General features: G+C 57.0%; 24 protein-coding genes. 10 read left to right on the plus strand and 14 right to left on the minus strand.

Annotation, left to right across the window (positions count from 1 at the left end; all coding sequences use genetic code 11):
• Nucleotides 1–60 precede the first annotated feature (60 nt).
• The 7 genes from cobM to N1030_RS08315 form a co-directional block, all read right to left on the minus strand.
• Complete coding sequence (gene cobM, locus N1030_RS08285; RefSeq protein ID WP_265828814.1) at nucleotides 61–888, minus strand: precorrin-4 C(11)-methyltransferase; 828 nt, start codon at nucleotides 886–888, stop codon at nucleotides 61–63.
• Entirely contained in the window at nucleotides 875–1,648 is a 774-nt protein-coding gene (locus tag N1030_RS08290) for a substrate-binding periplasmic protein (RefSeq protein ID WP_265828815.1), read from the minus strand. Before N1030_RS08290 ends, cobM begins: the two co-directional genes overlap by 14 nt.
• Nucleotides 1,649–1,728: 80 nt before the next feature.
• On the minus strand, nucleotides 1,729–2,502 hold the full coding sequence (locus tag N1030_RS08295) for a substrate-binding periplasmic protein (protein WP_265828816.1): 774 nt from the start codon (nucleotides 2,500–2,502) through the stop codon (nucleotides 1,729–1,731).
• Nucleotides 2,502–3,719, minus strand: a complete 1,218-nt coding sequence (gene cbiE, locus N1030_RS08300; RefSeq protein ID WP_265828817.1) for a precorrin-6y C5,15-methyltransferase (decarboxylating) subunit CbiE — start codon at nucleotides 3,717–3,719, stop codon at nucleotides 2,502–2,504. Before cbiE ends, N1030_RS08295 begins: the two co-directional genes overlap by 1 nt.
• Nucleotides 3,720–3,764: 45 nt before the next feature.
• Nucleotides 3,765–4,904 (minus strand): cobalt-precorrin-5B (C(1))-methyltransferase, encoded by a 1,140-nt coding sequence (locus N1030_RS08305; RefSeq protein ID WP_265828819.1) that lies wholly within the window; start codon nucleotides 4,902–4,904, stop codon nucleotides 3,765–3,767.
• A 128-nt stretch (nucleotides 4,905–5,032) separates the two neighbouring features.
• Complete coding sequence (locus tag N1030_RS08310; protein WP_265828820.1) at nucleotides 5,033–5,998, minus strand: DMT family transporter; 966 nt, start codon at nucleotides 5,996–5,998, stop codon at nucleotides 5,033–5,035.
• A gap of 45 nt (nucleotides 5,999–6,043) precedes the next feature.
• Nucleotides 6,044–8,485, minus strand: a complete 2,442-nt coding sequence (locus N1030_RS08315) for a tetratricopeptide repeat-containing diguanylate cyclase (RefSeq protein WP_265828821.1) — start codon at nucleotides 8,483–8,485, stop codon at nucleotides 6,044–6,046.
• A 211-nt stretch (nucleotides 8,486–8,696) separates the two neighbouring features.
• Here N1030_RS08315 and N1030_RS08320 point away from each other — a divergent pair, with 211 nt between their 5' ends.
• The 6 genes from N1030_RS08320 (at nucleotide 8,697) to N1030_RS08345 (ending at nucleotide 14,170) form a co-directional block, all read left to right on the plus strand.
• Complete coding sequence (locus N1030_RS08320) at nucleotides 8,697–9,212, plus strand: nitroreductase family protein (RefSeq protein ID WP_265828822.1); 516 nt, start codon at nucleotides 8,697–8,699, stop codon at nucleotides 9,210–9,212.
• Nucleotides 9,212–9,838, plus strand: coding sequence for an MBL fold metallo-hydrolase (locus tag N1030_RS08325; RefSeq protein ID WP_265828823.1), 627 nt, complete (start codon nucleotides 9,212–9,214; stop codon nucleotides 9,836–9,838). The genes N1030_RS08320 and N1030_RS08325 overlap by 1 nt, the downstream gene beginning before the upstream one ends.
• A gap of 308 nt (nucleotides 9,839–10,146) precedes the next feature.
• Complete coding sequence (locus tag N1030_RS08330) at nucleotides 10,147–10,803, plus strand: flavodoxin family protein (protein ID WP_265828824.1); 657 nt, start codon at nucleotides 10,147–10,149, stop codon at nucleotides 10,801–10,803.
• A 9-nt stretch (nucleotides 10,804–10,812) separates the two neighbouring features.
• Nucleotides 10,813–11,601: a ComF family protein gene (locus N1030_RS08335; protein ID WP_265828825.1), complete on the plus strand. Its 789-nt coding sequence runs from the start codon at nucleotides 10,813–10,815 to the stop codon at nucleotides 11,599–11,601.
• A gap of 14 nt (nucleotides 11,602–11,615) precedes the next feature.
• On the plus strand, nucleotides 11,616–11,972 hold the full coding sequence (locus N1030_RS08340) for a DUF3784 domain-containing protein (protein WP_265828826.1): 357 nt from the start codon (nucleotides 11,616–11,618) through the stop codon (nucleotides 11,970–11,972).
• Between the two features lie 554 nt (nucleotides 11,973–12,526).
• The gene (locus tag N1030_RS08345; RefSeq protein ID WP_265828827.1) at nucleotides 12,527–14,170 is read left to right on the plus strand and encodes a glutamate synthase-related protein; all 1,644 of its coding nucleotides are present in this window, start codon (nucleotides 12,527–12,529) and stop codon (nucleotides 14,168–14,170) included.
• Nucleotides 14,171–14,260: 90 nt separating this feature from the next.
• On the opposite strand, the gene N1030_RS08350 is transcribed toward N1030_RS08345, so the two are convergent.
• Nucleotides 14,261–14,611 (minus strand): helix-turn-helix domain-containing protein, encoded by a 351-nt coding sequence (locus N1030_RS08350; protein ID WP_265828828.1) that lies wholly within the window; start codon nucleotides 14,609–14,611, stop codon nucleotides 14,261–14,263.
• A gap of 147 nt (nucleotides 14,612–14,758) precedes the next feature.
• Nucleotides 14,759–15,187, minus strand: a complete 429-nt coding sequence (locus tag N1030_RS08355) for an arsenate reductase ArsC (protein WP_265828830.1) — start codon at nucleotides 15,185–15,187, stop codon at nucleotides 14,759–14,761.
• A gap of 222 nt (nucleotides 15,188–15,409) precedes the next feature.
• Here N1030_RS08355 and N1030_RS08360 point away from each other — a divergent pair, with 222 nt between their 5' ends.
• Together N1030_RS08360 and acs are read left to right on the plus strand one after the other, a co-directional pair.
• On the plus strand, nucleotides 15,410–16,306 hold the full coding sequence (locus N1030_RS08360) for a LytR/AlgR family response regulator transcription factor (protein ID WP_265828831.1): 897 nt from the start codon (nucleotides 15,410–15,412) through the stop codon (nucleotides 16,304–16,306).
• An 80-nt stretch (nucleotides 16,307–16,386) separates the two neighbouring features.
• Nucleotides 16,387–18,330 carry an acetate--CoA ligase gene (gene acs, locus N1030_RS08365; protein ID WP_265829041.1) on the plus strand — a complete coding sequence of 648 codons (1,944 nt, stop codon included), beginning with the start codon at nucleotides 16,387–16,389 and terminating at the stop codon, nucleotides 18,328–18,330.
• Between the two features lie 106 nt (nucleotides 18,331–18,436).
• Here the strand turns inward: acs and N1030_RS08370 are convergent, their stop codons facing one another.
• The 4 genes from N1030_RS08370 to mqnE all read right to left on the minus strand — a co-directional run bounded on the left by N1030_RS08370 (nucleotide 18,437) and on the right by mqnE (nucleotide 22,626).
• Complete coding sequence (locus tag N1030_RS08370; protein ID WP_265828832.1) at nucleotides 18,437–19,345, minus strand: DUF429 domain-containing protein; 909 nt, start codon at nucleotides 19,343–19,345, stop codon at nucleotides 18,437–18,439.
• Nucleotides 19,346–19,476: 131 nt separating this feature from the next.
• Nucleotides 19,477–20,358 carry a menaquinone biosynthetic enzyme MqnA/MqnD family protein gene (locus tag N1030_RS08375; RefSeq protein WP_265828833.1) on the minus strand — a complete coding sequence of 294 codons (882 nt, stop codon included), beginning with the start codon at nucleotides 20,356–20,358 and terminating at the stop codon, nucleotides 19,477–19,479.
• A gap of 1 nt (nucleotide 20,359) precedes the next feature.
• The gene (mqnC, locus tag N1030_RS08380) at nucleotides 20,360–21,475 is read right to left on the minus strand and encodes a cyclic dehypoxanthinyl futalosine synthase (RefSeq protein WP_265828834.1); all 1,116 of its coding nucleotides are present in this window, start codon (nucleotides 21,473–21,475) and stop codon (nucleotides 20,360–20,362) included.
• On the minus strand, nucleotides 21,472–22,626 hold the full coding sequence (mqnE, locus tag N1030_RS08385; RefSeq protein WP_265828835.1) for an aminofutalosine synthase MqnE: 1,155 nt from the start codon (nucleotides 22,624–22,626) through the stop codon (nucleotides 21,472–21,474). Before mqnE ends, mqnC begins: the two co-directional genes overlap by 4 nt.
• A gap of 148 nt (nucleotides 22,627–22,774) precedes the next feature.
• Here mqnE and N1030_RS08390 point away from each other — a divergent pair, with 148 nt between their 5' ends.
• Both N1030_RS08390 and N1030_RS08395 read left to right on the plus strand, forming a co-directional pair.
• Complete coding sequence (locus tag N1030_RS08390; RefSeq protein ID WP_265828836.1) at nucleotides 22,775–23,608, plus strand: 1,4-dihydroxy-6-naphtoate synthase; 834 nt, start codon at nucleotides 22,775–22,777, stop codon at nucleotides 23,606–23,608.
• A 144-nt stretch (nucleotides 23,609–23,752) separates the two neighbouring features.
• Nucleotides 23,753–24,970 (plus strand): GAF and HD-GYP domain-containing protein, encoded by a 1,218-nt coding sequence (locus N1030_RS08395; RefSeq protein WP_265828837.1) that lies wholly within the window; start codon nucleotides 23,753–23,755, stop codon nucleotides 24,968–24,970.
• Between the two features lie 77 nt (nucleotides 24,971–25,047).
• Here N1030_RS08395 and N1030_RS08400 read toward each other — a convergent pair whose 3' ends face one another.
• The gene (locus N1030_RS08400) at nucleotides 25,048–26,397 is read right to left on the minus strand and encodes a diguanylate cyclase (RefSeq protein ID WP_265828838.1); all 1,350 of its coding nucleotides are present in this window, start codon (nucleotides 26,395–26,397) and stop codon (nucleotides 25,048–25,050) included.
• Between the last annotated feature and the right edge of the window lie 108 nt (nucleotides 26,398–26,505).

The raw sequence follows: 26,505 nt of genomic DNA on the forward strand, positions 1-26,505 counted from the left end.
ATCATGAAGGGAACCTGCCGGAACCATACCCTATTTCATAAAAGGGTAACAAGCATTGAGTCAGTCTGACTGCTTGCTCCGTCTGTAGCCGTGGGGAAAAACAGGATCATAGAGTTTGGAATAGCGTTCTGATCCGTCTTCGCCGGGAAGAACGAGAAACACGGTCTGGCGGGTCAGGCCATACTCGCGTACCGCGTCGCACAAGCCCCCGACAGTTGTGTGCACCACCAGCTGATCCGGCCAGCCCACCCTGTAAGCGGCAATGACGGGCACATTGTCTTCCAGCCCCCCGGCGCGCAGCTCATCCACAATACCCTGCGGATTTGCTGTTGAAAGATATATGGCCATGGCGCATCTGTGACGGGCCATGTCACGCAACTTTTCCGTTTCCGGAACCGGCGTGCGCCCTTCAAGGCGGGTAATGATGAAGGACTGGGAAAGATCGGGAACCGTAAGAGACGTTGCCGTGGCTGCCGCAGCAGCAAAACCGGCGGTAACCCCCGGGACGACGGCATAGCGCACACTCTCGGCTTCAAGAAGGTGCATCTGCTCACGTATGGCTCCGTATAGAGAGGGGTCGCCCGTATGCACGCGTGCGACCATGCCCCCGCTGGCGACAGTGCGCATGATGCAGGCATGTGTCTCTTCCAGATTCATGGAAGCTGAATCCACCACCTCAGCCCCCGTCCGGGCATTGGCAATGACAGCCTCGGGCACGAGGGAACCGGCATACAGCACAAGGTCAGCCTCTGCGATGAGTCGCTGCCCTTTCACGGTTATGAGTTCGGGATCTCCCGGTCCTGCACCGATGAACCAAACCGAAACATCAAATCCTTCCTTACCCTCACCCTCTTCGCCATTTCCGGCGACACCGTTATGATCCCGCATCAATCTTCCTGAAATACCGTTTAATTATTGAAGCGATAGTGCCATCTTTATGCATTTCCCGCAGAGAACAATCTACCCTGTCCCGTACAGCCGTCAGTTTACGCAGCCGAGAAAAGGCCAGAAACGAAGAAACATTTTCCACGGGCAAGCCAAGAGGATTCAGCATCTGCGACATCCCGATTTTCTCGGCTTCCGTAAAGGCCACATCATAATCGCTGGGAATGAGCTGCACCTTGCCGGATATCAAGCCATTCATGAGTTCCTGTACGCTATAGTACTCAACAACTCTCGAAAACAAGCCTCTGCGAAGCGCGTCATCCACAATGGGGCCGTAACTGTATCCCAGCACCACGCCCACGCTCTTGCCGGCAAGCAGGCGAATATCCCCGTCCCAGCGCAAGGTACGGTCAGTGGCAAAAAAGCTGACCCTGTCGTGAAACAACTCTTCACTGCAGAAATCAAGAAACTCTGCCCTGTCCGGTTTCCAGTAGACGTTGATGATGCCATCCACACTCCCGTCCTTAACCAGATGCATTCCCCGGGCCCAGGGCAATGGCCTGATCTCAAAGGGCAGTCCGGTACGGCGCATGGCTTCTGCCACGATTTCCACTGCCGCCCCGCGAACCCCGAAAGGCGCAGCCGGATCTGCAACAATCTGCGGCGGGTACTCCGGGGCAACCAAAACAAGAGGTTCTGCCCTGACTGTTCCAAAACAGCAGAGAGACAACACGAGAACGCATAGCGTTATGCAACGTTTCACCGTATCCCTCCCATGCTGTTCGCCACCGCAGTCATTCCGTAATCACCTCAGATTCTTCCATCACGGCATCATGCTTGTACCTAACGTTCCGTAGCGTAACGCTTGTAAAAATCTGCTATCATCCGGTCAATCTCTCCACGGTCACGCATGGCCTTCAAGGTACTGTCCAGCCTGTCTCGAACGTGCTTCAGCTTCCGCATTTTCGAAAAAGCCACATATGAAGGCACACTCTCCACCATAGGGTCAAGTGCCACAAGGCCTTCTGGTGCGCCTGCGGCCTCCCCCAGAGCGTAGCCAACCTCGTAGGTACTGAGAACGGCATCGACCTTGCCGCTGAGAAGCGCTTCCACGCATTCCATCATCGAATAAAACTCGATGCTGGCAAGCTCTCCAGCTGCCATGGCAACGCCCACGCGCGGACCATAGCTGAAGCCAAGGGCCACACCGATGCGCTTTCCCTTGAGGCTTGCGAAATCACCATTCCACCCAATATTTGTGCCTGCACGGGAAAACAGGAAGATACGCTCGTTGAAGAGAACCTCGGAACAGTAATCAAAAAACTGTTCACGGCGAGGCGTAAGGTACAGATTGAACACGCCGTCCACAACACCCTGCTCGACCATGTACAACCCTCTGGCCCAAGGAAGCACCTTGAACTCGTAGGTTACCCCCATACTGTCCAGAGCGGCTTCAACAATTTCCACTGCAAGCCCTGACGCCCCATGGGGACTTGCGGAATCCGCATAAGTGTGGGGCGGGTATTCGGGCAACACAAAGGTCAACTTCTCCGCAGAGGCTGAAACGGCAACACAAAAACATTGCACAAGAGCTAACAGCAGCAGAAAACGTTTCATCACACACCTCCGGGCTTCTCTGCCGCGATGATGAACACGGGATTCAGCCCTTCCAGTCGGATATCACCAGCAAGAGGAGTTGTGACGGAAGACTGCAGCATGGTTATGTCCACAACCCAGCCGAGCTTTGTCAGATAATGGCGGCAACGTTCAAGAGTTCCCAGCAGAACGCAGTGGATGACCAGCCGCCCCCCGTCCTGCAAACGCGGGCAGACGACATCCAGAAGTGATTCGTCCTTGCCGAGCCCGCCGCCTATGAACACCCGATGAGGATCCGGCAAATCCTTGAGACAGGCGGGCAGTGTGCCGTGAATCACCTCAAGCGACAAGGCCCCGAAGCGCTTCCGGTTCTCGCGGATCATACCCACGCGATTGCCGTTGCGCTCAACGGCATGCACCTCGCCGGAGGGTAGCAACGCACAGGCCTCTATGCCCAGCGAGCCGCTGCCGGCACCGAGATCCCAAAGCACGTTATCAGACTCAAGGCGCAAGGCCGCAAGACCTGCTGCACGCACAGGCCATTTCGTGATCAACCCCTTGTCTGCCTCATAGGCCTCGTCCGGGGTTCCCATGACAAGCGGCGCTTCAGGCCCGCCCTTGCGCTCCAGCAGAACAAGGTTGAGGCGGGAAAAACTCTTGGTGGCCGCCTTGGCAAGCGGATAACGGTCAAAATACTCTTCCTCGCTGCCAAGATTCTCGAACACCCACATGGAGAACCATTCAGCCCCCCTGTCCAGCAGACGTTGGGCAATGGCGGCGGGAATATTCCTATCGTCGGTGAGCACGGCAACCCAGCTGCCGCCCCGGAGAGCATTGTAGAGGGGAACATAGTCGTCACGCCCGTGCAGGGAGACGGAAATCACCTCCTGCCACGGCACTTTTGCCAGTGCAGCAGCCGCCTGCAGCGAAGTAACATTGGGATAGAAATGCACGCCGTCCGGCCCGAATTCATCCACAAGGCGAGCCCCGATACCATAAAAGAGGGGGTCGCCGTCCGCGAGCACGACGACGTCACGTCCGGCTTCTTCGCTGGCGGCTATTTCCGAAAACACGGACTCCAAGGGAGACGTAATGGATACCTTGCTTGCCGGATGATCCTCAAACAGCGACAGCTGCCTTTTTCCCCCTACCAGCACCTGAGCACCATCAATGATGCCTGCATGCAGTTCCGGCAATGCCTCGGAATCCATTCCCAATCCGACTACCTGAATGGGCATATGCGCTGCTCCCCTTTTATCCGGCAGTGATAGCCGTCCTGCGACCTAGGCGACAGCGAACTGTCTGCCGTCAAAGTCGAAAACATGCACTGTCACTGCAACAGTTCCCCCAGTCCAGTGCATGGCTTTTTGCTTAGCACGTCTGGCAATGGCGACTACAATATCCTGCATGTACGTTCCGTTATCAATTATTTCCAGAGCCTGCCGTGCAGTATTGGCGTTTCTCACCTGCACGGCAATATCATCCGGAGCCCCCGCTTCCCGGCACCAATCGGCAAGCAGGGAAAAGTCCAGGTCCACTGTCTGGGCATGCGTGTAGGCGTGTCCCTGAGCCAGTTTGACCAGTTTGCCGAAAAAACAGCCCCACGCAATCTTCGTAAAGCCCTTTGCTGCCGCCTGCTCCAGAGAAAAAGCCGCAAAATCAGCAGCCTGCACAAAAGCGAGCTGCGGCCATTCCGGATACTGGGCCATAAGCAGACGTTCGCTCCGCCTGCCCGTGGAAAAACCGATGCATTCACAGCCTGCGGCCCGCGCAACATCCAGCCCCTGGGCAATGGTCGCCATCCATGCACTATGACTGAATGGGCGCACGGTTCCCCGCGTTCCGAGAATGGAAATCCCCCCCATGATGCCAAGGCGGGCATTCATGGTGTTCTTTGCCCGTTCAGCGCCATCCGGCACCGAGACAAGCACCTCCACGCCGCCGGTATATCCATAACGGACACACAGCTCCCGCACCGCCGCAGCAATCTGCTTGCGCGGTTCCGGATTGATGGCTGCCTCCCCTACAGGCACGGGCAATCCCGGCAGGGTAACCCGCCCCACCCCTTCGCCGCCGTCCAGCGTCACGGTTCCGTCCGCTCCGGCCAGACGGACACGGGCCTGAATCAGTGCGCCGTGCGTTGCGTCGGGGTCGTCACCGCCGTCTTTGATCACTTGCCCCGTTGCAGAGGGAATCTCACCCTCATCGGCAACAAAGCAATTCACAATAGGTATATCGAGGCGACTATTCTCATTTCCATCATCAGGTGGAAAGGGCGGCAGGGGCACATTCACGACCTCGGGGCCAGTTCCCCCCAGCAAAAGATGCAGTGCGGCTACGGCAGCAGCCGTGGCGGCCGTGCCCGTGGTGAATCCTTCACGCAAACCGTCAGCGCGGGAAGCTTCGTATTCTGTAGCATTCATGATGTTACACTGAGAACAGACTATTATGATTGAATAACACGCTGCCGCGCCTGACCGCATCTGATTGCATCCGGCCTCTATTGGTCACAACAGGTCACAAAGGGTCACAACTGGCAACAGCCGCAGATCTATTTGTTGATGGTCCGACGCTGCACGGCCTGCTGGCCGGATATGCCCACCCATATGGCGAAAATGGCCATGCAGGCTCCGAGCAGGCCCAGCGGACCTGTGGGGCGATCAAAAAGCAGAATGTCCCAGATGAAGGAAAGCGTGGGCTGAATAAGCATAAGCAGCCCAGCCACCGCGGCGGGAAGTTTGGGGAGTGCGGAAGAAAGCAGTACCCATCCCACCCCCTGACACAACAGTCCGTACGCTATCAGGTAGCCTCCGTCCTGCACGGTGGGAATGACGAAGGACACGTCATGAAACTGGCTTGAAATTCCGCTGAACAGAGCCGTGCCCAACGAGACCATGGCCATGTTCATGATGAGGGGAAGCTTGCCAGACACACCTTGGGAACGCCGCAGCGTGAGAATGTAGCAGGCGTAGAACACGGCGGTGAGCAGACCGAATATGACACCGGGAATGGTGCCCTCCGGCAGGCCGTCCATGTCCACGCCGAGCAGAAGCCACAGCCCGCCCATGGCCAGCGGCAGCGCCATGACCAGCCTGAGGGAAAGGCGCTCCCTGAAAACAACCGCCCCGATGAAGGCGAGAATGAACACCTGAAAATTGCCCAGAATGGTTGCCAGTCCCGGCCCCACATACAGGATGGATCGGTGCCATGCCTCCAGATCGAGGGCGAAGAAAAAGGCAGCAGCCAGCACGATTCCCCATATGCCTTTGCTGGCTCCCAAACGTTCGCCTCTGGCAAGGGCCAGAAGCAGCAGGGCAACGCCACCGAAAAACACACGGTAAAAGACGGAGGTGCTGGGACCGACGTTAACCAGCTTCACGAACACGGCCGCGAAACTGATCATGGTGCCACCCGCCAGTACACGCAGCAAGGGCCCCAAGGGCAACTGTGCCGTCGAGGTCTGAACGGATGGATAGGAACCTGAGCCGGAGTCGGCCCGTGAAAAAAACTTCTTCATCAAAGCGGTATAGCCTGCCCGACTCGGCGCTGACAATGGTTAAGATTAAAGCGCACCGGCCTTAAGCAACGCTTCGCGGGCATCCTGATGCTTGCCGCGCGCTTCGAACGCCCGAGCCAGCTCCAGCCATGCGGACTTCAGATCGGGACGCAGCGCCGCAGCCTGCCGGGCCAGCACTTCCGCGATTTCCGGATCCTCACCGCCATCAAGGTAGAGTTTGGCCATGAGTTGCAGGGCAAGAGCGTCCTGCGGGTTATGGATAAGCGCCTGATGCAGACATTCACGGGCTTCGTCCAGACGCCCCTGCCGCATGCACAACCGCGCAAGGTGACGCTGCACAAGAGCCTGATTCTCTTCCAGCTTGGCCGCGCGGTTATAGTACTGGCGGGCAATGCTGTACTTCTTTTCAGCCTCGGAAAGCTGACCGAGCCGTATCAGGGCAAAGAAGTGGGAAGGATCCTGCTTCAGGCATTTGCGATAAAATTCGCGGGCAGCCTTCACTTCGCCCATGGTGTGACAGACGTTACCCAGATTGTAGAGGGCCATTACGTCCTTTCGGTTGCGCTGCAGCGCCTGTTCGAACTGCTTGCGGGCCTCCTGCGGTCTTCCCAGTCCGGCATAACACACGCCGAGCGAGTTCCACGCCATGGTGTTGCCGCTATCGGCCAGCAGGGCACGCTTGTATTCCTCGATGGCTTCAAAGGTGTCCCCTTTGGAAAACAGCTTATCCGCACTAATATTGAGCGCCAGTGAATCCATAATGCCGACCTTGGGCTTGGGGCAGAGCATGGCATACTCCAACGCCTTCAGACAGTTCTCAAGGCTGTCCGCCCTGCGGTAGCTGAGGAAAGGATGGCAGGCCACGCCGGCCGCAGACTCAATCTGCAACTTCGCATCAAGGGTTTCGCACAAAAAGGTATACTGTTCACGCATCTGGGCAGGAGTGACGTTGGCATGGAAATAGATGAGCGAATTCAAACCGTAACGCCCGCCAAGCACACCCGCTCCAAGAATGCTGCGACAGACTTCCGCCGCTTCGGCCACAAGCTGCTCGGCATGAGAAGCCCGATTCCCGTAGCCTCTGTCAGCCCCGGTCAACCGCAGCAGCGCCACGGCAAAGGTCTCACAGGTCTCGCGCTCCCTGCTGAAACGGGCCAGAAAATCCCTGTGGCGATACAGACCGGTGATGGGGTCAAGATGCGCTTCCTCGGAGTCCGAGGGAGCGGCAATGCCCTTCTCTTCCGGCATGAGAGTGATGCGGTCTCCCGGCTCTATGGCCCATGTGGGATCGCCAAGATGCATAATCTCCGCCAGCGCCTGCGTTTCACGAATTTCCATGAGCACAATCTCGCCCTTGTACATGGGCGATTTAGCACCGTTCCGGCCATTGCCGCCGTTTTCGGCTGACGCGATCTTGCGGGAATCATATTCCGTGGACCACACGGAATAGCGCCCGCCTTCACGGGCGCCCATGGATCGTCCGAGGCTGACCATCACGCGGCTCATGGGCATGGTTTCCAGCACCTTGCCGCCTTCCACAAGGATGCGGTTGTAGCCCATGACATATTCCATGGCCTCTCCCACGCCCTTCTCTCCGGCAATACCCGCCGCAATGCGGGACTTTCTCAATAACAGGCGGGCCTGCTCGCTGATTTCGCGTTCAAAGAGATAGCCTTCAAAATCCTGCGGATAGGCGGCATATCCCGCACAGGCATTCACGCCCACATTGTCGTCGGTGAGTTCATGCACAAGGCGTACGTCGCGCAGGGCACGCACGGCTTCCTTGGCAACCTTGCGGCAGATGCTGACCGTGCCGCCGGGGATGAACATGGTAAATTCGTAATCGCCCGTACGGGAAACAAGGGCGGACTCAGGCGCGGAGGCGACAAGGGTGTCTGCGAGCAGCACAATCAGCTCATCGGCAAAGATGAAACCGTAGTCGCGGATGACGTTTTTCATGGAGTCGAAGGCAAACGTCACCACGCCCATGCAGGCGTGATAACCGCCCTCTGCGGAGGAGGCATTGATGTCGCAGCAGCCGTCACCGGCCGGACGGAAGCACTCGCGGATAAGCTCCACCTCACGGCAGATGGCCTGCTTGAGATACTGCCGCGAGAACAGGCCCGTGGCAGGATCGGTAATGCTCATCTTGTAGAGCCGCAGCTTTTCGAGCGCCAACTCTCCCATACCGGTCAGAAGCGGCAGCATACCCCGCCGTCCGCGCATGCTCACCCCACGTGCCACGAACACGCCGAGCAACTCACCCTGCAGCATCAGTGGCATCAGGACCTTGCGATCCGGCGCATCCCACACGGCCTCGGCTGACTGCCTGCCCTTGGGGAAGTAGAGACTGTATGATTTGAAGGGAAGAAAACGGCTGACAGCATCCGCGAGGAGATGGTCGTAAGTGATCAGGTCATGCCGTGTCAGACGAGTCCGCGTGCCGGTGAAAATATCCTGTTGCGCCTTCATGCTGGAGGTATACATACTGAGGCCGCAATTGGGAAGTACCTGACAGATCATCCCCTTTCACACACACCTCCCCAGCCTGCAAACCTTGCATCGCCAGCCCCGATGGGGTAGCTATTTTGCCTGTGTCGCGCGCTTCTCCGAACTCCCGGACATCGCCGGACATCACAGGACAGCGCCCGACAACGACGACAAAAACTTACTGGAAAGACAGGAAAAAGGAGCCCCCATGAGCGCAGAAGCCGTACTGACAGCTATCAAGGAGCGGCGCAGCATTCGCAAGTATACTGCTGAGCCGGTAGACGATGAAGCCGTTCGTGCCATTCTGGAGGCCGGACGATGGGCCCCCAGCGGGATGAACAACCAGCCTTTCCGCTTTCTCGTGCTGCGCAAGGACGATCCCCGTTTCGAGACCCTTTCCGGCCTGACCAAATACACACACATCGTGAAGAGCTGTCCGGTAATGATCGGACTGTTCCTCGACAAGAAGGCCACCTATCACGAACACAAGGACCACCAGTCCGCAGGCGCCTGCGTCCAAAACATGATGCTGGCCGCTCACGCGCTGGGACTGGGCACCGTATGGCTGGGCCAGATGATGAACAACGCCCCGCAGGTTCTGGAAGCCCTGAGCCTTTCGCCGGACGACTATGAGTTCATTACGGTCATTACCATAGGCCACCCTGCGGAAGCGGGCAAAGCGAACCGCCACCCTCTTGATCACTACATGCTGGAGACATTCTGATGCAGGTCAAAACCTTTCCCCTCGGCCCTCTGGACACCAACTGCCACCTCGCATGGCATGACGGCCTTGCAGTTGCTGTCGATCCCGGCGGAGATCCTGCCCGAGTGGTGACCTTTCTCGAGAAGAACAACCTCAAACTCACCCACATTCTGAACACGCACCTGCACTTTGACCATATTTACGGCAATCAGGCGTTGCAGGAAGCAACCGGCGCTCCCATCCTTGCCTGCAGCATGGACGCGTACATGCTGGATTCGGAACTGGGCACCGGTGGCATGTGGGGGTTCCCCAAGGTCACTCCCTTTGCCTTTGAAACCATAGAAGAAGGCGATCACACGTTCATGGGCCTGCCTTGCAAGGTGCTGCACACCCCCGGTCACTCTCCGGGCAGTCTTTCCTTCTACTTCCCCGATGGGGGCGTGGTCTTTGTGGGCGACCTGCTGTTCTACCGTTCCATCGGACGCACGGACTTCCCCGGCGGCAGCCTCAACGCACTCAAAGGCTCCGTGACGACCAAGATTTTCACCCTGCCCAAGGAAACTGTGGTATATTCCGGCCACGGACCGGAAACCGCTGTCGGCGACGAACAGCTGAACAACCCATTTTTCACGGAGTTTGTAAGGTAATCTGGCATGATACAAACAACTCCTGATCCGATCGGCGTAACGGAACCAATAGACTTGCGGGGCAAATGCTGAGGAGTCAGCCTGGAGATAAGTTGGTATCTCCGTTTTCACAAAGGAAACTCCATCACCTTTCTGGTCGCGAATGACGCTGCCGGACAAGTTGAGCATGCCCTGCACATAGAAACCGGCTGGACAGTTTCCATCTCGCCGGAAGCCGACGGATCAGGAGGCCTGCGTGCCGAGGCGACCCGCAAGGTACCGCGCTAGGCACAGGGCAAATACAGCAGCAACAGACAGGCAGGACAGACATGACGAAACAAGCTTCCCTATCCTCCACAAACGGCATAGACGCCCCCATTGTTGCCATTTCCTGCAGCCCCAGAGCCGGAGGCAACAGCGACAACGCCTGCAAGCTGTTCATGGAAGGCGTAACCGCCGCAGGCGGTACGGCCCGGATGGTTCTGCTCCGTCATTACGATGTGCACCACTGTGTTTCCTGCCACCGTTGCGAACGCGACCCCGCCCAGGGCTGCTACCTGAGCGAGAAGGATCAGAGCAACGACCTTTTCCGCATTCTGCTGACAGCTCCGGTCATCTTCTTTGCGTCTCCCATATACTTCTATCACGTGCCGTCGCACTTCAAGGCGTTCATAGACCGCTGCCAGTGTTTCTGGATGCGGTATCAGGCCGGAGAATCAAGCATCACAGGCCTGCCGCCAAGAAAGGCTTTCCTTGCCATGATGGGAGCACGACCGCGCGGCGAGAAGCTCTTTGAAGGCAGTGTGCTGACCCTGAAGTGCTTCCTGCAGCCTTTCAACTTCACCCTGCAGCAACCGCTCCTGATGTATGGACTGGACGGCCCGCGGGATCTGGTAAACAACGATGACGACTGCGAAAACCTCCGCCGCATGGGCATGGACGCCCAGAAAGCCGTTGAGGAATATCTGGCGCAGAACAAAGGCTGATATCGCCGCATGCCGCACAGCCTGTTTTCCCGCCTTGCAGATTCGTTGCGCACCTTCGCATACGTTTCCGGACTGAGCACGAAACGTTGCACGGTCTGCGGAACCCCGTATGCGACACCGCATGCTGCCACGGAATCCGGTGCCCCGGTCCTCCCGGCTATCTGTCCCGAATGCGCAGACACCTTGAAGCCGAGACGCGGGGGTTACTGCAGCCGTTGCGGCCTGCTCTTCGCTGACGAGACGCTCCCTCCCGCCCCCTGTGCCGCATGTTTGAAGACACCACCGCCATGGGACTCGCTGACCTTTGTGACAGCCTATGACAAGGAGTGCCGCCACAGCATCCTGCGTTTCAAATTCCACAATGCACTGGAGCTTGGGGCCGTGCTCGGCGAAGTGCTGGCCAGACGCTGCCTTGAGACCGTGCAGGTTACAGGCAGGCCGGATGCAGTTGTGCCCATTCCGCTGCATCATGACCGCCTGCATGAACGCGGCTACAATCAGACACTGGAACTGGCACGCCCTGTGGCACGGGCTCTTGGCGTTCCGCTTCTGCACCTGCTTCACCGCACCGCCGCAACCCCGCACCAGATAGGACTTAGCAGGGAACAGCGTCGCAAAAACCTGAACAGTGTTTTTAAGGCAGATGCTGAGGTAACGGGAAAAACTGTCCTTCTGGTCGACGACATCATGACCACGGGCGCTACCATTCAGGCAGCCGCGCAAAGCCTGATCAATGCAGGCACCAAAGCTGTGCATGTGGCCGTTGTTGCCCGCACCCCGGACAGCATTGCCAAATAGCGAGTGGCAAACAGATGAATATCGGAACCATCACGTGTCTGGCCATGGCCGCCCCCCTTGCAGTATGCGCCATACTGTTTACCCTTCTGGGGGAAAAAAGCAGCATGCTTATCAGCGGGTTCAACACGCTGTCGAAAGAAGAAAGGGCACAGTACGACCGCAAGGCATTATGCAAGGACGTCAGAAACAGGCTTTTTCTCTGGACCGCACTGCTGACAGCAGGCGCTCTGGCTGCACACCTTCTGCATCTCTATTGCGGTGTTGCCGCCCTCGTTCTCTGGCTTATCCTCTTTCTCAAAGGCGTCCGTGCAACGCCTGAAGCTGCCTTCAAGCAATACAGAACAATAATGCAGGACAACCATACGTCCTAGCCGACGCACCTCGCTTCGACCTGACCTGCACCCCGATACCCCCAAGGCTTTCCCTCTCCCGTCCTCGTCTGCAGACATCCTCCCGCCTGCCGCCTTCTCTGCCGTTGAACTTTGCACCTTGCGAGACAGATGCAGAATTCATGCAACACAGAGCACCATATTGACATTTTCGGCAACAAGTACAGAAAATCTGAGCTCCACAACACAAGCCAGGCATGACACACCATATAAAAGCCATCATTCCAACACAGAGCAGCACATCAACAGGCGAGAGCGCCACAAAATCAAGAAACAATGCAACTTCTATATTGAAACGCTTTGCAACGCATTAAAACAATACAACCATACCAATCTCCATTCACATTTAGATCTACCCTTAAATAAACTGTAAGAAACGTATCTTCAACAAGACAGAATGCCGACAATACTTATGACTGGGCGATCAATCTATCAAAACTACATGAAAAACTACAAAATTGTAGTTGACAAACATGTCAATTCCCATGATTTTAGCGCGTCCCCAATAAAATATTTCAAAATTGTCGGAGAAGATAATGTTTCAATGGTCCAAATCTAATGATGTTCTGGGTACTGTGAACCGCGGCAATGCCATTGAATCCGGCCTGTGCACCCTGTGCCGTGCCGACTGTCAGGGCAAGTGCGAAACGTGGGTCAGCGCCATGCGCGGCCGCGAAGTGCTGTATCCCCGTGACTTCGGTACCGTAACCGCAGGCAGCGGCAACACCACCCATGTAGGCGTAAGCTACAACTCCCTGCGCATTCAGGGTAACAGCTATGGCGCCAACGGCATGGGCGATAACGGCAAGGCGCAGAGCGGCGACGTGCTCTTCACCGACGTTTCTCTTGAAACCAGCTTTGGCGCGAAGGAAAAGACCAAGGTCAAAGTTCCCTTCATGACCGGCGCGCTCGGCTCCACTTTCATTGCCGCCAAGTACTGGGATTCCTTTGCCGCTGGTTGTGCGCTCGTGGGCGCTCCCATCGTCATCGGCGAGAACGTGGTTGGCGTGGACCGTCAGGCTGAACTGAAGAGCGGCCGCATCACCAAGGCACCCGAACTGGAGCGCCGCATCGACACCTACCTGCGCTACTACGACGGCTACGGCGCGATCATCGTGCAGCTGAACGTGGAAGACACCCGTAACGGCGTTGCTGAATACGTTGCCGAAAAGTACGGCGACAAGGTGATCATTGAACTGAAGTGGGGCCAGGGCGCCAAGAACATCGGCGGCGAAATCGAAGTTACCAGCCTTGACTACGCCACCTTCCTGAAGCAGCGCGGCTACCTCGTGGACCCCGATCCCGAGCTGCCCGAAGTGCAGGAAGGCTTCAAGAAGGGCGCCATCAAGAGCTTTGCCCGCCACAGCCGCCTCGGCTACACCAACCTTGATTCCGTAGACAAGGTACGCGCCGAGTTCATGAACTCCGTGGCCTACCTGCGCTCCCTCGGCTTCAAGCGCATCTCGCTGAAGACCGGCTCCTATGGCATGGAAGCACTGGCCATGGCCCTGCGCTTTGCCACCGACGCCGAACTCGACCTGCTCACCATCGATGGTTCTGGCGGCGGCACCGGCATGAGCCCCTGGAACATGATGGAAAGCTGGGGCGTTCCCTCCATCCTGCTGCATGCCAAAGCATACGAATACGCAAGCATGCTCGCAGCACAGGGCAAGAAGGTCGTTGACCTGTCCTTCGCCGGCGGCTTTGCCAAGGGTCCCGACATCTTTAAGGCTCTGTCCATGGGCGCCCCCTACACCAAGCTCATCTGCATGGGCCGCGCAATGATGGTTCCCGGCTTCCTCGGTTCCAACATTGAAGGCGCCCTCTTCCCCGAGCGTCGCGCCAAGGTAAACGGCAACTGGGACACCCTGCCCGCAGCCGTTGCCAAGTACGGTTCCACCCCCGAAGAAATCTTCGTGGGCTACCAGGATGTGAAGAAGATGCTGGGTGCCAACGAAATGGAAACCTTGCCCCTCGGCGCTGTGGCCATGTGGTGCATGGTGGACAAGCTCTCCTGCGCTCTGCAGCAGCTTCTTGCCGGTGTGCGCAAGTTCTCCCTCTCCGAGATCTCCCGCGCCGACATCGCATCCGGCAACCGCGAAACCGCTGCCGAAACCGGCATTCCCTTCATCACCGACGTTATGGACGAAAGCGCCCGCCGCATTCTTTCCATGCGTTAATCGGCTGCCGACACAAGCAATACAAAAGGCCGGAGCAAATGCTCCGGCCTTTACTTTTGGAAAACAACCACGACCCTAGAATTCAATCAACTAGTCATACAGTTTGATCAACATATTCTCATCTTCAAGCTCAAGAGCTTCAGCCAAAGAAATCAGTGTCGAGAATCGGGGCTTACGGTCCGGTTTTTCAAGGCGTGATATTGCCGCTGCCGTTATGCCGATCCGCTTTGCCAACTCTTCTTGCGTCAAATGCAAATACTCCCGCCATGCCCGAATCGGGCTAACTCCACCCAAAACTGCGTGAGACACATCTATCGGAAAAAACACCTCTCCCTCACCTACGGATCGCGCAGCGTCCTCAAGACGCAGATACTCTTCCACAGGAACAAGCACATGAGTAACCTTGCCCCCTTCCTGAACAGTTGGAAACCTATACTCCATCTCGCCTCCTGGTATTTTACTTCCGCAAGACTCCAACGAGCATAGCTCAATATTAACATTAAATAAACATACAATTGTAATCAAAACAACAAAAAGGCCGGAGACTTTGCTCCGGCCTTTTTCTTTTTTCTCTACCCAAAACAGTAACTACCCCAGATTCTCCGGCAGCCCTTCCGCCCAACGGCGAATTTCGTCCCGCACGCGGCGGTAATGGCCCAGCGCCTCTTCCTCTGTGGCGGCGTCCTTGGCCAGCTTTGGCGGATCGTCAAATCCCGCATGAACGCGACGGGCACTGCCGGGAATATACGGACAATTCTCACTGGCGTGTCCGCACACGGTCACGATGTAGTCATAGTCCTGCTCAGGCAGCTCACTCACCAGCTTTGACCAGTGGGATGAAATATCCACGCCAGCCTCGGCCATCACCTTCACGGCGTTGGGGTTCATGCCGTGCTTTTCGATCCCTGCGGACCAGACATCAAACATGTCACCTTTGAGGGCACGCACCCAGCCTTCAGCCATCTGGCTGCGGCACGAATTGCCCGTGCACAGCACAAGCATCTTTTTACGACTCATGGAGCCTCCCGTTTTCTCAAAAAAACATCCGTTCGCTGCATCGTGGCGACGGCCTGCATTCTGTATATCGACATGGTGACGAACAGATGACATTTGCGCAATATCCTTTCAGCAATTAGATTGCCCGCACAAACAATCACAAAGACCGCTAACCTCTTTTCATGATTCACGTATCGTTGTAGGGTATCGTTATTCCACCTTTGAACGGAAAAGAAGGGTTACATGGCTCACCTTACCACGCTGCTTGTTCATCCGGATGCCAACGTGCGCGCAAGACTCCGCGCCCTGCTGGAGCCGGTGCCGTTTGTGCGGGTGCTGGGTGAGGCCACCTCAGCGCAAGAGGCGCTCCAGTTGCTGGAGGCCATCCCGTACGCCATATTCTTTCTCGGCATCGGCCTGAACGGTCCCATGGGCGGCCTTGAGCTTGCCCGCCTGCTCATGGGCCGCAAACAACGCCCTGCCCTCGTCTTTCTGGCGGAAGACGAACAGCACGCCTTTGCCGCCTTTGAACTGGAAGCCACGGACTACCTCATCTTCCCCTGTCAGGAAGACCGCTTCGCCCGCACGGTTGACCGCCTGCGCCAGTTCAAGACCCACTACAACCTTGCGCCCGAACCTTCCTCCCGCTGGAAGGAACCGCACGCTCCTGTCGTAGTGGAGCACGAGGGCGATTACGACTCGCTGGAAGAAACCGTGCAGCTTCCCCTTGCGGATGAGGAGCAGGAAACCTTCCTCTCCGCGCTCAAGCAGGCATGGGATTACAGCAGCAAGTTCCGCCCCGTGGAAATCGAACGCCTTGCCATCACGCTGGAAGGCAAGACCATGCTCCTGCCCTACAACGAAATCATCTTCGTTGAGGCGTATGAGGATTATTCCTACGTGCACACCGCCACGCAGAAGTACCTTACCTCATACCGCCTGAAAGTGCTGGAAAGCCGTCTGCGCTCACACCGCTTCTTCCGCGTGCACCGCAAGTACCTTGTCAATCTGGACATGGTTACGGAAATCGCCTCGCTTCCCGGATCAAATTTCATGCTGCGCACCGCAGGGCGCACCCGCATAGAGCTACCCATAAGCCGCCGCAGGCTGGCCGAACTCAAACAGGTACTGGGGCTTTAGTCATGACGAAACAGAAAAAACACAATGCCCCCGCCTCCAACGTTACGGCTCAGTGCGACGCGCCTGCCACCCGAGCGGCCATGCGGGGAACCATAGACAACCTGCTGGTTGAAGAGCGCGTTTTCCGCCCGCTGCCCCGCATTGCGGCAGAAGCCACCGTGAATCCGCAGGACGTGCTGGCCGCGCGCCGCCACGCCGACGCCGACTGGAAAGGATTCTGGGAAGAAGCGGCTGACGAGCTGCAGTGGTTCCGCAAATGGGAAAGCGTGGTGGACGAATCCAACGCCCCCTTCTACCGCTGGTTTACGGGCGCGCGCTGCAACATCGTACACAATGCGCTGGACCGCCACATCGAGACCGTGAACAAGAACCGCCTTGCCCTGATCTGGGAAGGCGAACCGGGCGATTCGCGCAAGCTCACCTATTTTGAACTCTACCGCGAGGTGAACCGCTTCGCCAATGTGCTGCGGGACCTTGGCGTGCAAAAAGGCGAGCGGGTGCTTATCTATATGCCTTCGCTGCCGGAAACCGTCATTGCCATGCTGGCCACCGCCAAGATCGGGGCAGTACACAGCGTGGTGTTTGCCGGGTTCTCCTCCGGCGCACTGGCCGACCGCATTGAGGATGCACAGCCCCGCGTCATGGTGACCGTGGACGGATTCTACCGCAACGGCCGGGTCATCGCACTCAAACCGCTGGTGGATGATGCGCTGGCCCACTGCCATTCCATCGTGCAGAATGTCGTGGTGGTGCACCGTGCGCACCTTGATGTAGCCATGGACGACAAGCGCGACCGCTGGTGGCACGACGTGATGCTCCACCAGCCCACAGAGGCGCTCACCGAGGTCGTGGACGCCAACGATCCGCTCTTCGTGCTGTACACGTCCGGCACAACGGGCAAGCCCAAGGGTATTGTCCACTCGCACGGCGGCTACATGGTGGGCGTGCACCGCACGCTCAACTGGGTATTCGACCTGAAGCCCACGGATATTTTCTGGTGCACAGCCGACCCGGGCTGGATAACCGGCCACTCCTACGTCATTTACGGCCCGCTCATGGCCGGCACCACCACCCTGCTCTATGAAGGGCACCCGCTCTATCCGGAAGCCGGACGCCTGTGGTCCATGGTGGAACGCTGGGGCGTGACCATTCTCTACACCGTGCCCACCCTCATCCGCATGCTCATGCGTTTCGGCACCCAGTATCCCGCAGGGCACGACCTGACCACCCTGCGCCTCCTGGGCACCGTGGGCGAGCCCATTTCCCCCGAGGCATGGGTGTGGTTCCACAAGAACATCGGCCGCGGCCAATGCCCGCTGCTGGACACATGGTGGCAGACGGAAACCGGCATGATCATGATCTCGCCGCTGCCCGTTTCACTGCTCAAACCCGGTTCGGTCACCAAGCCCATGCCGGGCATCGAAGTGGACGTGGTGGATGCGCAGGGCAACTCCCTGCCTCCGCGCACCGGCGGCTATCTGGTGGTAAAACGCCCATGGCCCGCCATGATGAGCACCGTATTCAACGACCATACGGCCTATGTGGACATGTACTGGTCACAGTTCCCCGGCTGGTATTTCGCCGGCGACGTGGCCCGCAAGGACGATGACGGCTACATCTGGATTCAGGGCCGTGCCGACGATGTCATCATGATCGCAGGGCACCGTGTGGGCACGGCAGAACTGGAGGCGGCACTGGCATCGCACCCCAGCGTGGCGGAATGCGGCGTCATCGGCGTGCCGGACGAAATTCGCGGCGAGGTGGCCAAGGCCTTTGTGGTGCTTCATGACGATGCGCCCCCGCTGGGCACCTTCGTACAGGCAGACGATATGGAAAGCGAACTCATGGAACATGTGCGCCGCGAGCTTGGCCCCGTAGCCGTGCTGAAGGCAGTTGAATTCCGCAAGGAACTGCCCAAGAACCGTAGCGGCAAGATCATGCGGCGCATTCTGCGTGCCGAAGAGTTCGGCGAAGATGTGGGCGACACCAGCACGCTGGAAGAAGGCCCGTTCTGTCTGCGCTGATCCTCAACTCCAGAACTGTTTCCTGCCTGCAACAAACAACACGGCCCCGCATATGCCAATGCGGGGCTTTCTTTTCATGGTGCAGCAAAAGTGGATACGGCAAGGCTTACGGCAACTTTGTCCCCAGAATCCAGCCTTCCGTCCGACGCATGCGGGGCAGAGTTTGCGTATCCGTATGCAAACCTTCGGCCGCAGCACCACCAATCGGCTGAGGCATGCCCCATTCCGGCAAGCGACTGGCGCAGGCGGCCTGCACGGCGCAGAGCAAGGCGTCCAGATAATCACCCCGCCAGTCCTGCAACATGGTCTCTGCAAAGGATTGCGGCATATCCAGCTCCAGTCCGGCCGTTTCCTGCACATGGGCAGAAAGCCCCTGCAGCAGACGCGCCCTGTTCTCCGCCCGCAATCCGCGCTGCTGTTTCGACCCTTCCTTGTAGGAATCCCGCCCGATGATAGCACGGGCCACCAGAGCGGGATAGGCTTCCAGCAGAATACGGGAATCTCCACGCATGCGCAGGGGAAAAACATCGGCCCCGCTCTCCAGAATAACCGGCGCAAGGGCATGGAACATGCGCCCCACAGGTACATAGGCAAGACTCATGGGACTGACCGACTCAGCGGCAATATCCGTTGCCCGACGTATGAGTTTGCTCCCCTTGGGACGTTTTGCCATGACGGAATAGATGGCCTGTGCATAGGCTTCGCGCGACAGGTTCCCCGCGTGGCGCACATAGGTTTCCCATTCATCGGGCCATCCGGCTGCCGCAAGAAACTCCACCGCCTGCCCGAATGGAAAATCCAGCCCTGCGATCCAGTCATGCTGAGCATCAGACAATGGGCCTTCACCGCCATGTCTCTTCGCTTCCGCAAGAACCTGCCGCAATGCCTCCAACGACTCCAGCCCCTGCAACGCGAGCAGGGAAAGCCTGTTTCCCTGCAAGGAACAGATGGCATACGTGATAGGCTTCTGCCGCGAAGGCGCGGATGTCATGTCGAACCCGCAGATGGTATGCATGAAGCCTCCTCCACAAAAAAAGCGGCATGTTGCCATGCCGCTTCATGTATTTCCACTTTCTTCCCAAACAACAGGCCGCAGACCGGAATCACGGAGCATGAATATCTCCCACCCGACGGAGACGTTGCTGCCTAATCGTCTTCCGGCTCCTGTCTGCATTCGGGCGGCGTCATGGTCTCATGGTCGTAGAACACCAATTCAGGCACGGCAGGAATCTCACCTGCTTCGGCAAGGCGCTGGTAGAAGAGCTTCAGCCCTTCCTGCTCCTTCTTACGCAGGTTGTAGACAAGTCCCTTGGTGAAGTAGGTGCGCATCTCATCCTTGGAAAGGTAGCCGGTATCAGCAGCCATGGCGACCATCTGCTCCATGTTCGCCAGCCCCCAGTCCTTGGCTCGGATGAACAGCGTCGCCGGGTCGCGGTTGAAGCAGCCATCCTCCACGGCCTTTCGGGAGATGACCCACACGCCGAAGATGAAGGGCAGGCCCGTCCATTCGCGCCATGCCTCGCCAAGGTCCATACGATAGGGATAGCGCTCATCGGAACGCAGACGCAGGGCATCGTCGCCGATGCACAGGGCTGCAGTGGGCAGATCGCCCGCATCGATACGCTCCATGACCGATCCGGTCTCATATTCCACGTTGATCTTGAGGTAATCGCGGAAGAGCATGCGCAACAGACAGGCAGACGTGTGCGACTGCGCCGTGGTGAGCACGGTTTCTCCCTCAAGCTCCCAGATGGGCTTGCGGCTGATGAGCAACACGCTCATCACGGGGCCGCAGCTGCCGATGGCCATGTCCGGCACCAGATAATACTGGTCGGGATGGCGGGCATACTCCACGGACGAAGCGGAGGCCACGTGCAGTTCGCCGCGCGCCATCATGTCGTTCAGTTCAGCCGGAGCGCCATACACAAGCTTGAAGTCACGCCCCATGACGCCACTTTCCATGGGGTAATAGATGGGCAGCACGTTCAGATAGCGTATGCGCCCGATGCGAAGTTCCTTCTCGGTCAAACTACACCTCTGGCTGGGGATCGATGAATTCGTAGGTCATGTTGCGCTGGCGCGGCTCAAAGCCCGCTGCACGGACGATCTTGTGGATTTCCGCGCGCGACAGACGGAAGGAGACGCCTGCGGCAGCCACCACATTCTCCTCGATCATCAGCGAACCGAAGTCGTTTGCGCCGTAATACAGGGCAAGCTGGGCAATTTCCGGCCCCATGGTCACCCACGACGCCTGAATGTTGTCCACGTTGTCCAGCACGATACGGGACAGGGCCAGCACGCGCAGGTAGCCGGGAGCCGGTTCGGGAGACACCTTGATGTTGGTGTTGCCGGGCTGGAAAGTCCACGGAATAAAGGCCGTGAACCCGCCGGTGCGGTCCTGCACCTCGCGCACGGCAAAGAGATGCTCAAGGCGATGCAGATGCGTTTCCTCATGCCCGAACATCATGGTCGCCGTGGTACGCAAGTCCTGATAATGGGCCTCTTCCATGACGTCCAGCCAGCGGGATGCGCTGCACTTGTTGGGAGAAACCTTGCTGCGCACCTCGTCCACCAGAATCTCCGCACCACCGCCGGGAATGGAATCCAGACCGGCTGCACGCAGACGGGCGATAACCTCTTTCACCATCAGCCCTTCCAGTTCCGCAAAGAACACGATCTCAGGCGGCGAGAACGCATGCACATGAATGGAGGGATAGGTTTCCTTGATCCAACGGATCATATCCTCATACCACTCCAGACGCAGGTCGGGATGATGTCCCCCCTGCATGAGAATCTGAGTACCGCCAAGGGCGATGGTCTCCTCGATCTTGCGGGCCAGTTCCTCACGGGTGATCACGTAGCCGCCCTGCTCTTCCGCCTTTTCCGGCGCACAGAAGAAGGCGCAGAAACGGCAGGCACAGACGCAGATGTTGGAGTAGTTGATATTGCGGTCCGCCACGTAGGTGACGATGTTGTCGGAATGCTTGCGCATGCGCACGGCATGGGCAAGCGAGGCCAGGGTGAACAGGCTTGCCTGCTCATAGAGCACCCGCGCCTCGGCAAAATCTATGCGCTCCGCACGCAGCACCTTTTCGGCAACGGCGGTGACAGCCGGATTCTCGTTGAATGCGCTGCCGGACATCATGCGGCACCTCCCTTGCAAGCACAGCCGCAGGTGCCGGATTCCGGCGGCACGGGGTTGTAGAAGGCATCACGACGCACAGGAGTGAAACCGGAACGGCGGATCATCTCGTCAAGCTGCGTCGTGGTCATGGCCTGATCGGACTGTGCACCGGCATCGTGGCCGATCTTTTCTTCCACGATGGTGCCGTCCAGATCGTCCGCACCGAAATACAGGGCTGTCTGCGCCATCTTCACGCCCAGCATCACCCAGTACGCCTTGATATGCGGAATGTTATCCAGCATGAGTCGGCTCAGGGCAATGGTCTTCAACTTGTCCATGCCGTTGTGCTCGCCGTAGCGTTCTTCGGGCAATTTCAGCAGGCTGTTCTCCGTGAGGAAGGGGAGCGGAATGCAGCAGGTGAACCCGCCGGAAACATCCTGCTGACGGCGCAGGCGGTCCAGATGGTCCAGCCTGTCCGCAACGGATTCGATATGCCCGAACAGTATGGTGCAGTTGGTCGAAAGGCCAAGGGAATGCGCCTCGCCATGCACGCGCAGCCATTCGTCCGCCGTGGACTTGCGGGGGCAGATCTTCTCACGCACCGCCGGTGCGAATATCTCTGCACCGCCTCCGGGCATCATCTCCAGCCCAGCAGCCTTCAGCCGGGTCAGCACTTCCAGCGTGGTAATACCTTCCAGCGTGGCGAAATGTGCAATCTCAACGGCAGTGAAAGCCTTGACCACAATGGACGGGAAAGCCGTCTTCACCTTGCGGATGGCTTCTTCGAAGAAGGAAAGCGGCAGTTTGGGATGACAGCCGCCCACAATGTGAATCTCGTTGAAGGGCATGCCGCCATGATCGGAAATCTTGGCGACGATATCATCGACGGAAAGAAGATACGCGCCGGGCTGGTCGGCCTTTTCCTTCTGGAAGGCGCAGAACAGGCAACCGTTCACACAGATGTTTGTGTAATTGACGTGTCTGTTCAGAACGTAATAGGCTTTGTCGCCGTTCAGACGGGTACGCACGTGGTGCGCCAGCGCGCCAATGGCGTTCATGTCATTGCAGGCATAAAGCTGCGCGCCGTCTTCGACGCTCAGGCGTTCACCCGCGAGAACCTTATCATAGATGCGTGCCAGCCCCAGTCGGGCATAATGGTCGGCAGTGAGCATGGATGTCCTCCGCTGTTTGGCGGCGTTGCATTTCCTTCCCGCATAAGGCAGGACATGCTCCGCCGGCTGGAGAGTATCGGCTCAGACCCCCGCCATGTCAACCTCAAGCACAGCAAACCGGCCCCATTAGGGCATAAGGATACAACGCATGCAGCGTTTTGAACTCGGCATCTCCCCCTGCCCCAACGATACATACATTTTCTACGCCCTTGCCAATGGCAAAATCGACATGCCTTTTTCCGTGGACCTGTTCATGGCCGATGTGGAACAGCTCAACGCCCGTGCCCGCAAGGCTGACATAGCCGCCACCAAGCTTTCCGTCGCGGCCATGGTGGATGCGTTGGACAACTATATCCTCCTGCGCGCAGGCGGCGCCCTTGGCTACGGCTGCGGGCCCATCATGGTTGCCAGAGAAAACGCCTGTGTATCCAGTCTTGCCGATGCGCGCATCGCCATCCCCGGCCGCATGACCACTGCCAACATGCTGCTTTCCCTGCACGGCGTGCACAAAGGAGAGCGTGTGGAAATGGTGTTTGACGAAGTCATGCCCGCCGTGGCACGCGGCGATGTTGCCGCGGGCGTGGTGATTCATGAGGGACGCTTCACCTACGCCGGATACGGGCTGGAAAAACTCTTCGATCTCGGCAAGTGGTGGGAAGACACAACCACATTGCCCATTCCGCTGGGCGCCATTGCCGTACGCCGCGATCTGGGCATGGAGACGGCCCTGGCACTTGAAGATGCCATACAGCGTAGCCTCGCCTTTGTGCAGACCCACCCGACAGAAGCCCGTCAGTGGATCAAGCAGCATGCGCAGGAAATGGACGATACGGTCATCGACCAGCACATCGCCACCTTTGTCAACAATTTCAGTATGGAGCTTGGACAGGCAGGACAGGACGCCATTCGCATTCTGCTGGAAAAGGCCTTTGAAATCGCAGGCCGCCCCATGCCCGAACTGCCCCTGTTTGTGGAGGGATAGCTATTAGGTGCAGTTAGCTGGCGCTCCTCTATTGCCTTTATTCACGACATTAGGCTAACATTGCATAATGGCAGGTCTGATTTGCTTTGCGACCGAACCGTCCGGTGGCAACCGCTGTAATCCTTTCATCACGGACTTCTGGCCATGTCGGAACCCACCAATAAAAATGAGGAAATGATCAACAACTTCCTGCGCATCAGCGACGAGCTGAATCAGTTGAAGGATGTTGACACCATTCTGGACAGGACGCTCCTTGAAGTACGGGCGCTGGTCAATGCCGATGCCGGTTCCATTTTCCTTGTGGAAGACGGCCAACTCCGTTTCAGCTACGTGCACAACGACACGCTTTTTGCCAAAGATGCCACCAACGCAGCAGTGTATTCCAGCGTTACCGTCCCGATAACCGAACATTCCATTGTGGGATATTCCGCCCTTTCCGGCGAAATGCTCGTCATTGACGACGCCTACAACCTTTCGCCGGACCTGCCGTTCAAGTTCAACGACTCGTATGACAAGACCACGGGGTACCGGACCACTTCCATACTGACCATCCCGCTCAAAATCGCGCAGGGCAAGCTGGTGGGCGTGATGCAGATCATCAACGCCAAGGACAGCGAAGGGCGCTCAATCCCCTTTGACAATCAGGCCAAGACATACATACCCCTTTTCGCCAACAACACAGCCATTGCCATTGAACGCGGTATTCTGACCCGCGAACTCATTCTGCGCATGATGAAGATGGCGGAACTGCGCGACCCCACGGAAACAGCTGCCCACGTACAACGGGTGGGGGCTTATTCCGCAGAAATCTATCACCGATATGCTCTGAACAAAGGTATTCCTGTAAAGGAGCTTAAACGCACCAAGGATCTTCTGCGCCTCGCCGCCATGCTGCATGATGTGGGCAAGGTAGGCATTTCCGATGCCATTCTCAAAAAACCGGGGAAACTTACGGATGACGAGTTTGACATCATCAAGCTGCACACAGTGTATGGCGGACGGCTATTTGAAAACTCCACCTCAGACCTTGATGCCATGTGCCGCGACATAGCCCTGAACCACCACGAACGCTGGACAGGCGGAGGCTACCCGGGGCACATGAACGACCTGTTTGATGGCCCGCCCCATATTGGAACGCATAGCAAGTCAGGCGAAGAAATTCCCCTTGTGGCGCGCGTCTGCGCACTGGCAGACGTTTACGATGCGCTGACCTCGCCCCGTTCCTACAAGGAGCCGTTCACGGAGGAACGGACACTGGAGATCATCAACAAGGATAGCGGCACCCACTTCGACCCTGAGATCGTTGATGCCTTCCTGCAGATATACGACGTCATTCTGGCCATTCGCGCCAAGTACGCATAAAAACAAAGGCTGCAACAGCCCAAGCTGTGCAGCCCTCCGCAAAACGATCAAAGCGCCCTCTGCCCCAGCACATCAGGTCACGATATGTACGGGAAGAATTTCCTGTCTTCCTTCAGAAGATGTTCCCCAACTACGTTACGCACAAGAAACGTAAATAACTCCGAAGCGGCTAATTCTCCGGCCCGGAACCGCCTTATACTCGTCTCCATCCCCGTAACCAAAGCATCATGAATCTTTCCATGCTGTTCAGCTTCAGGGTATCCTGCATCTCGGATAATGGCATATTCATTTTGAAAATGCGCTACAACATGCCTGAAAAGCTCATCTGCAATATCCGCAACCTTGGAATCAGCCTCACCGGAAACCAGCGCCTTGAGAAGCTCATTCCCCACATAAAACAAATGTTGGTGCTCCCTGTCCACAAGCACATTTCCAGACTCATATCCTTTTGCCCACTGCAACCGGACAAAGCATTCTGTCTCCTCCCGCCTCGGACGTATATATTGTTCCGTCAAATCGGTAAGAACCGTCCTGTTCCGTCCGGTCCCTTTAGCCTGATAGAGCGCAGCATCTGCAATCCTCATCCGGTTCTCTAAAGATTCTCCACCGACAAAGGTTACCCCCCCAATGCTAACGGTAAACCTGACAACGCCTGATTCCGTAACAACTTCAATACTACCAACATGCTTTCTCAGCCTCTCGGCAAGCGCAGATGCAACTTTGGCGTTCGCCCTCAACAATAATGCACCAAACTCTTCTCCACCCAATCGTCCGAAAACATCAACTTCTCTGAGACACGCCTTACACGCAGCCGCCATTTTTCGAAGCACTTCATCTCCAACAGCATGACCGTATGTGTCATTGACATGCTTGAAGTGATCAATATCAATCATTAACAATGTTTGAATCTCAGAAAACCTTTCCCCTCTCCTTATCTCACGAGAAGCAACCTCCACAAAATGCCTTCTGTTGAATACAGATGTAAGAGAATCTTCTCTCGATATCCTTGCCAACTCTTGCTCAAGCTTCTTTCGCATGGTGATATCCTGAATCTGAGAAATAAAGAAACGAGGATTTCCACCACCATCAAAAACCAATGAAACTGACAACAAAATATCTATTACGTGTCCATATTTATTAAAATAACGTTTCTCCATCTGATATGTTTCAATATCACCGGAAATCATCTTATGCACATAAGCCAAATCTTCCTCAAGGTCGTCAGGATGCGTTATGTCCTGAAATGTTTTGCACAGCAACTCACTTTCAGAATATCCAAGCATATTACATAACGCATCATTAACCTTCAGCCATTTTCCATCCAAAGCAACAAGAGCCATACCTATTGCTGCATATGTAAATGCATTCTCAAAAAGATACTGATTATCTTTTGAATCCAAAACAATATTGCCGCTATCCAAACACATACACAACTCCATACAACACAACAATTACACACTATATTTTCAGCGGGACACCGACATACGTTCAGCCACACCCTTCCAGTCATATCTGTTAACCAAACAGCATCTGCC

This window comes from Desulfovibrio mangrovi, assembly GCF_026230175.1.
Classification (GTDB): domain Bacteria; phylum Desulfobacterota; class Desulfovibrionia; order Desulfovibrionales; family Desulfovibrionaceae; genus Halodesulfovibrio; species Halodesulfovibrio mangrovi.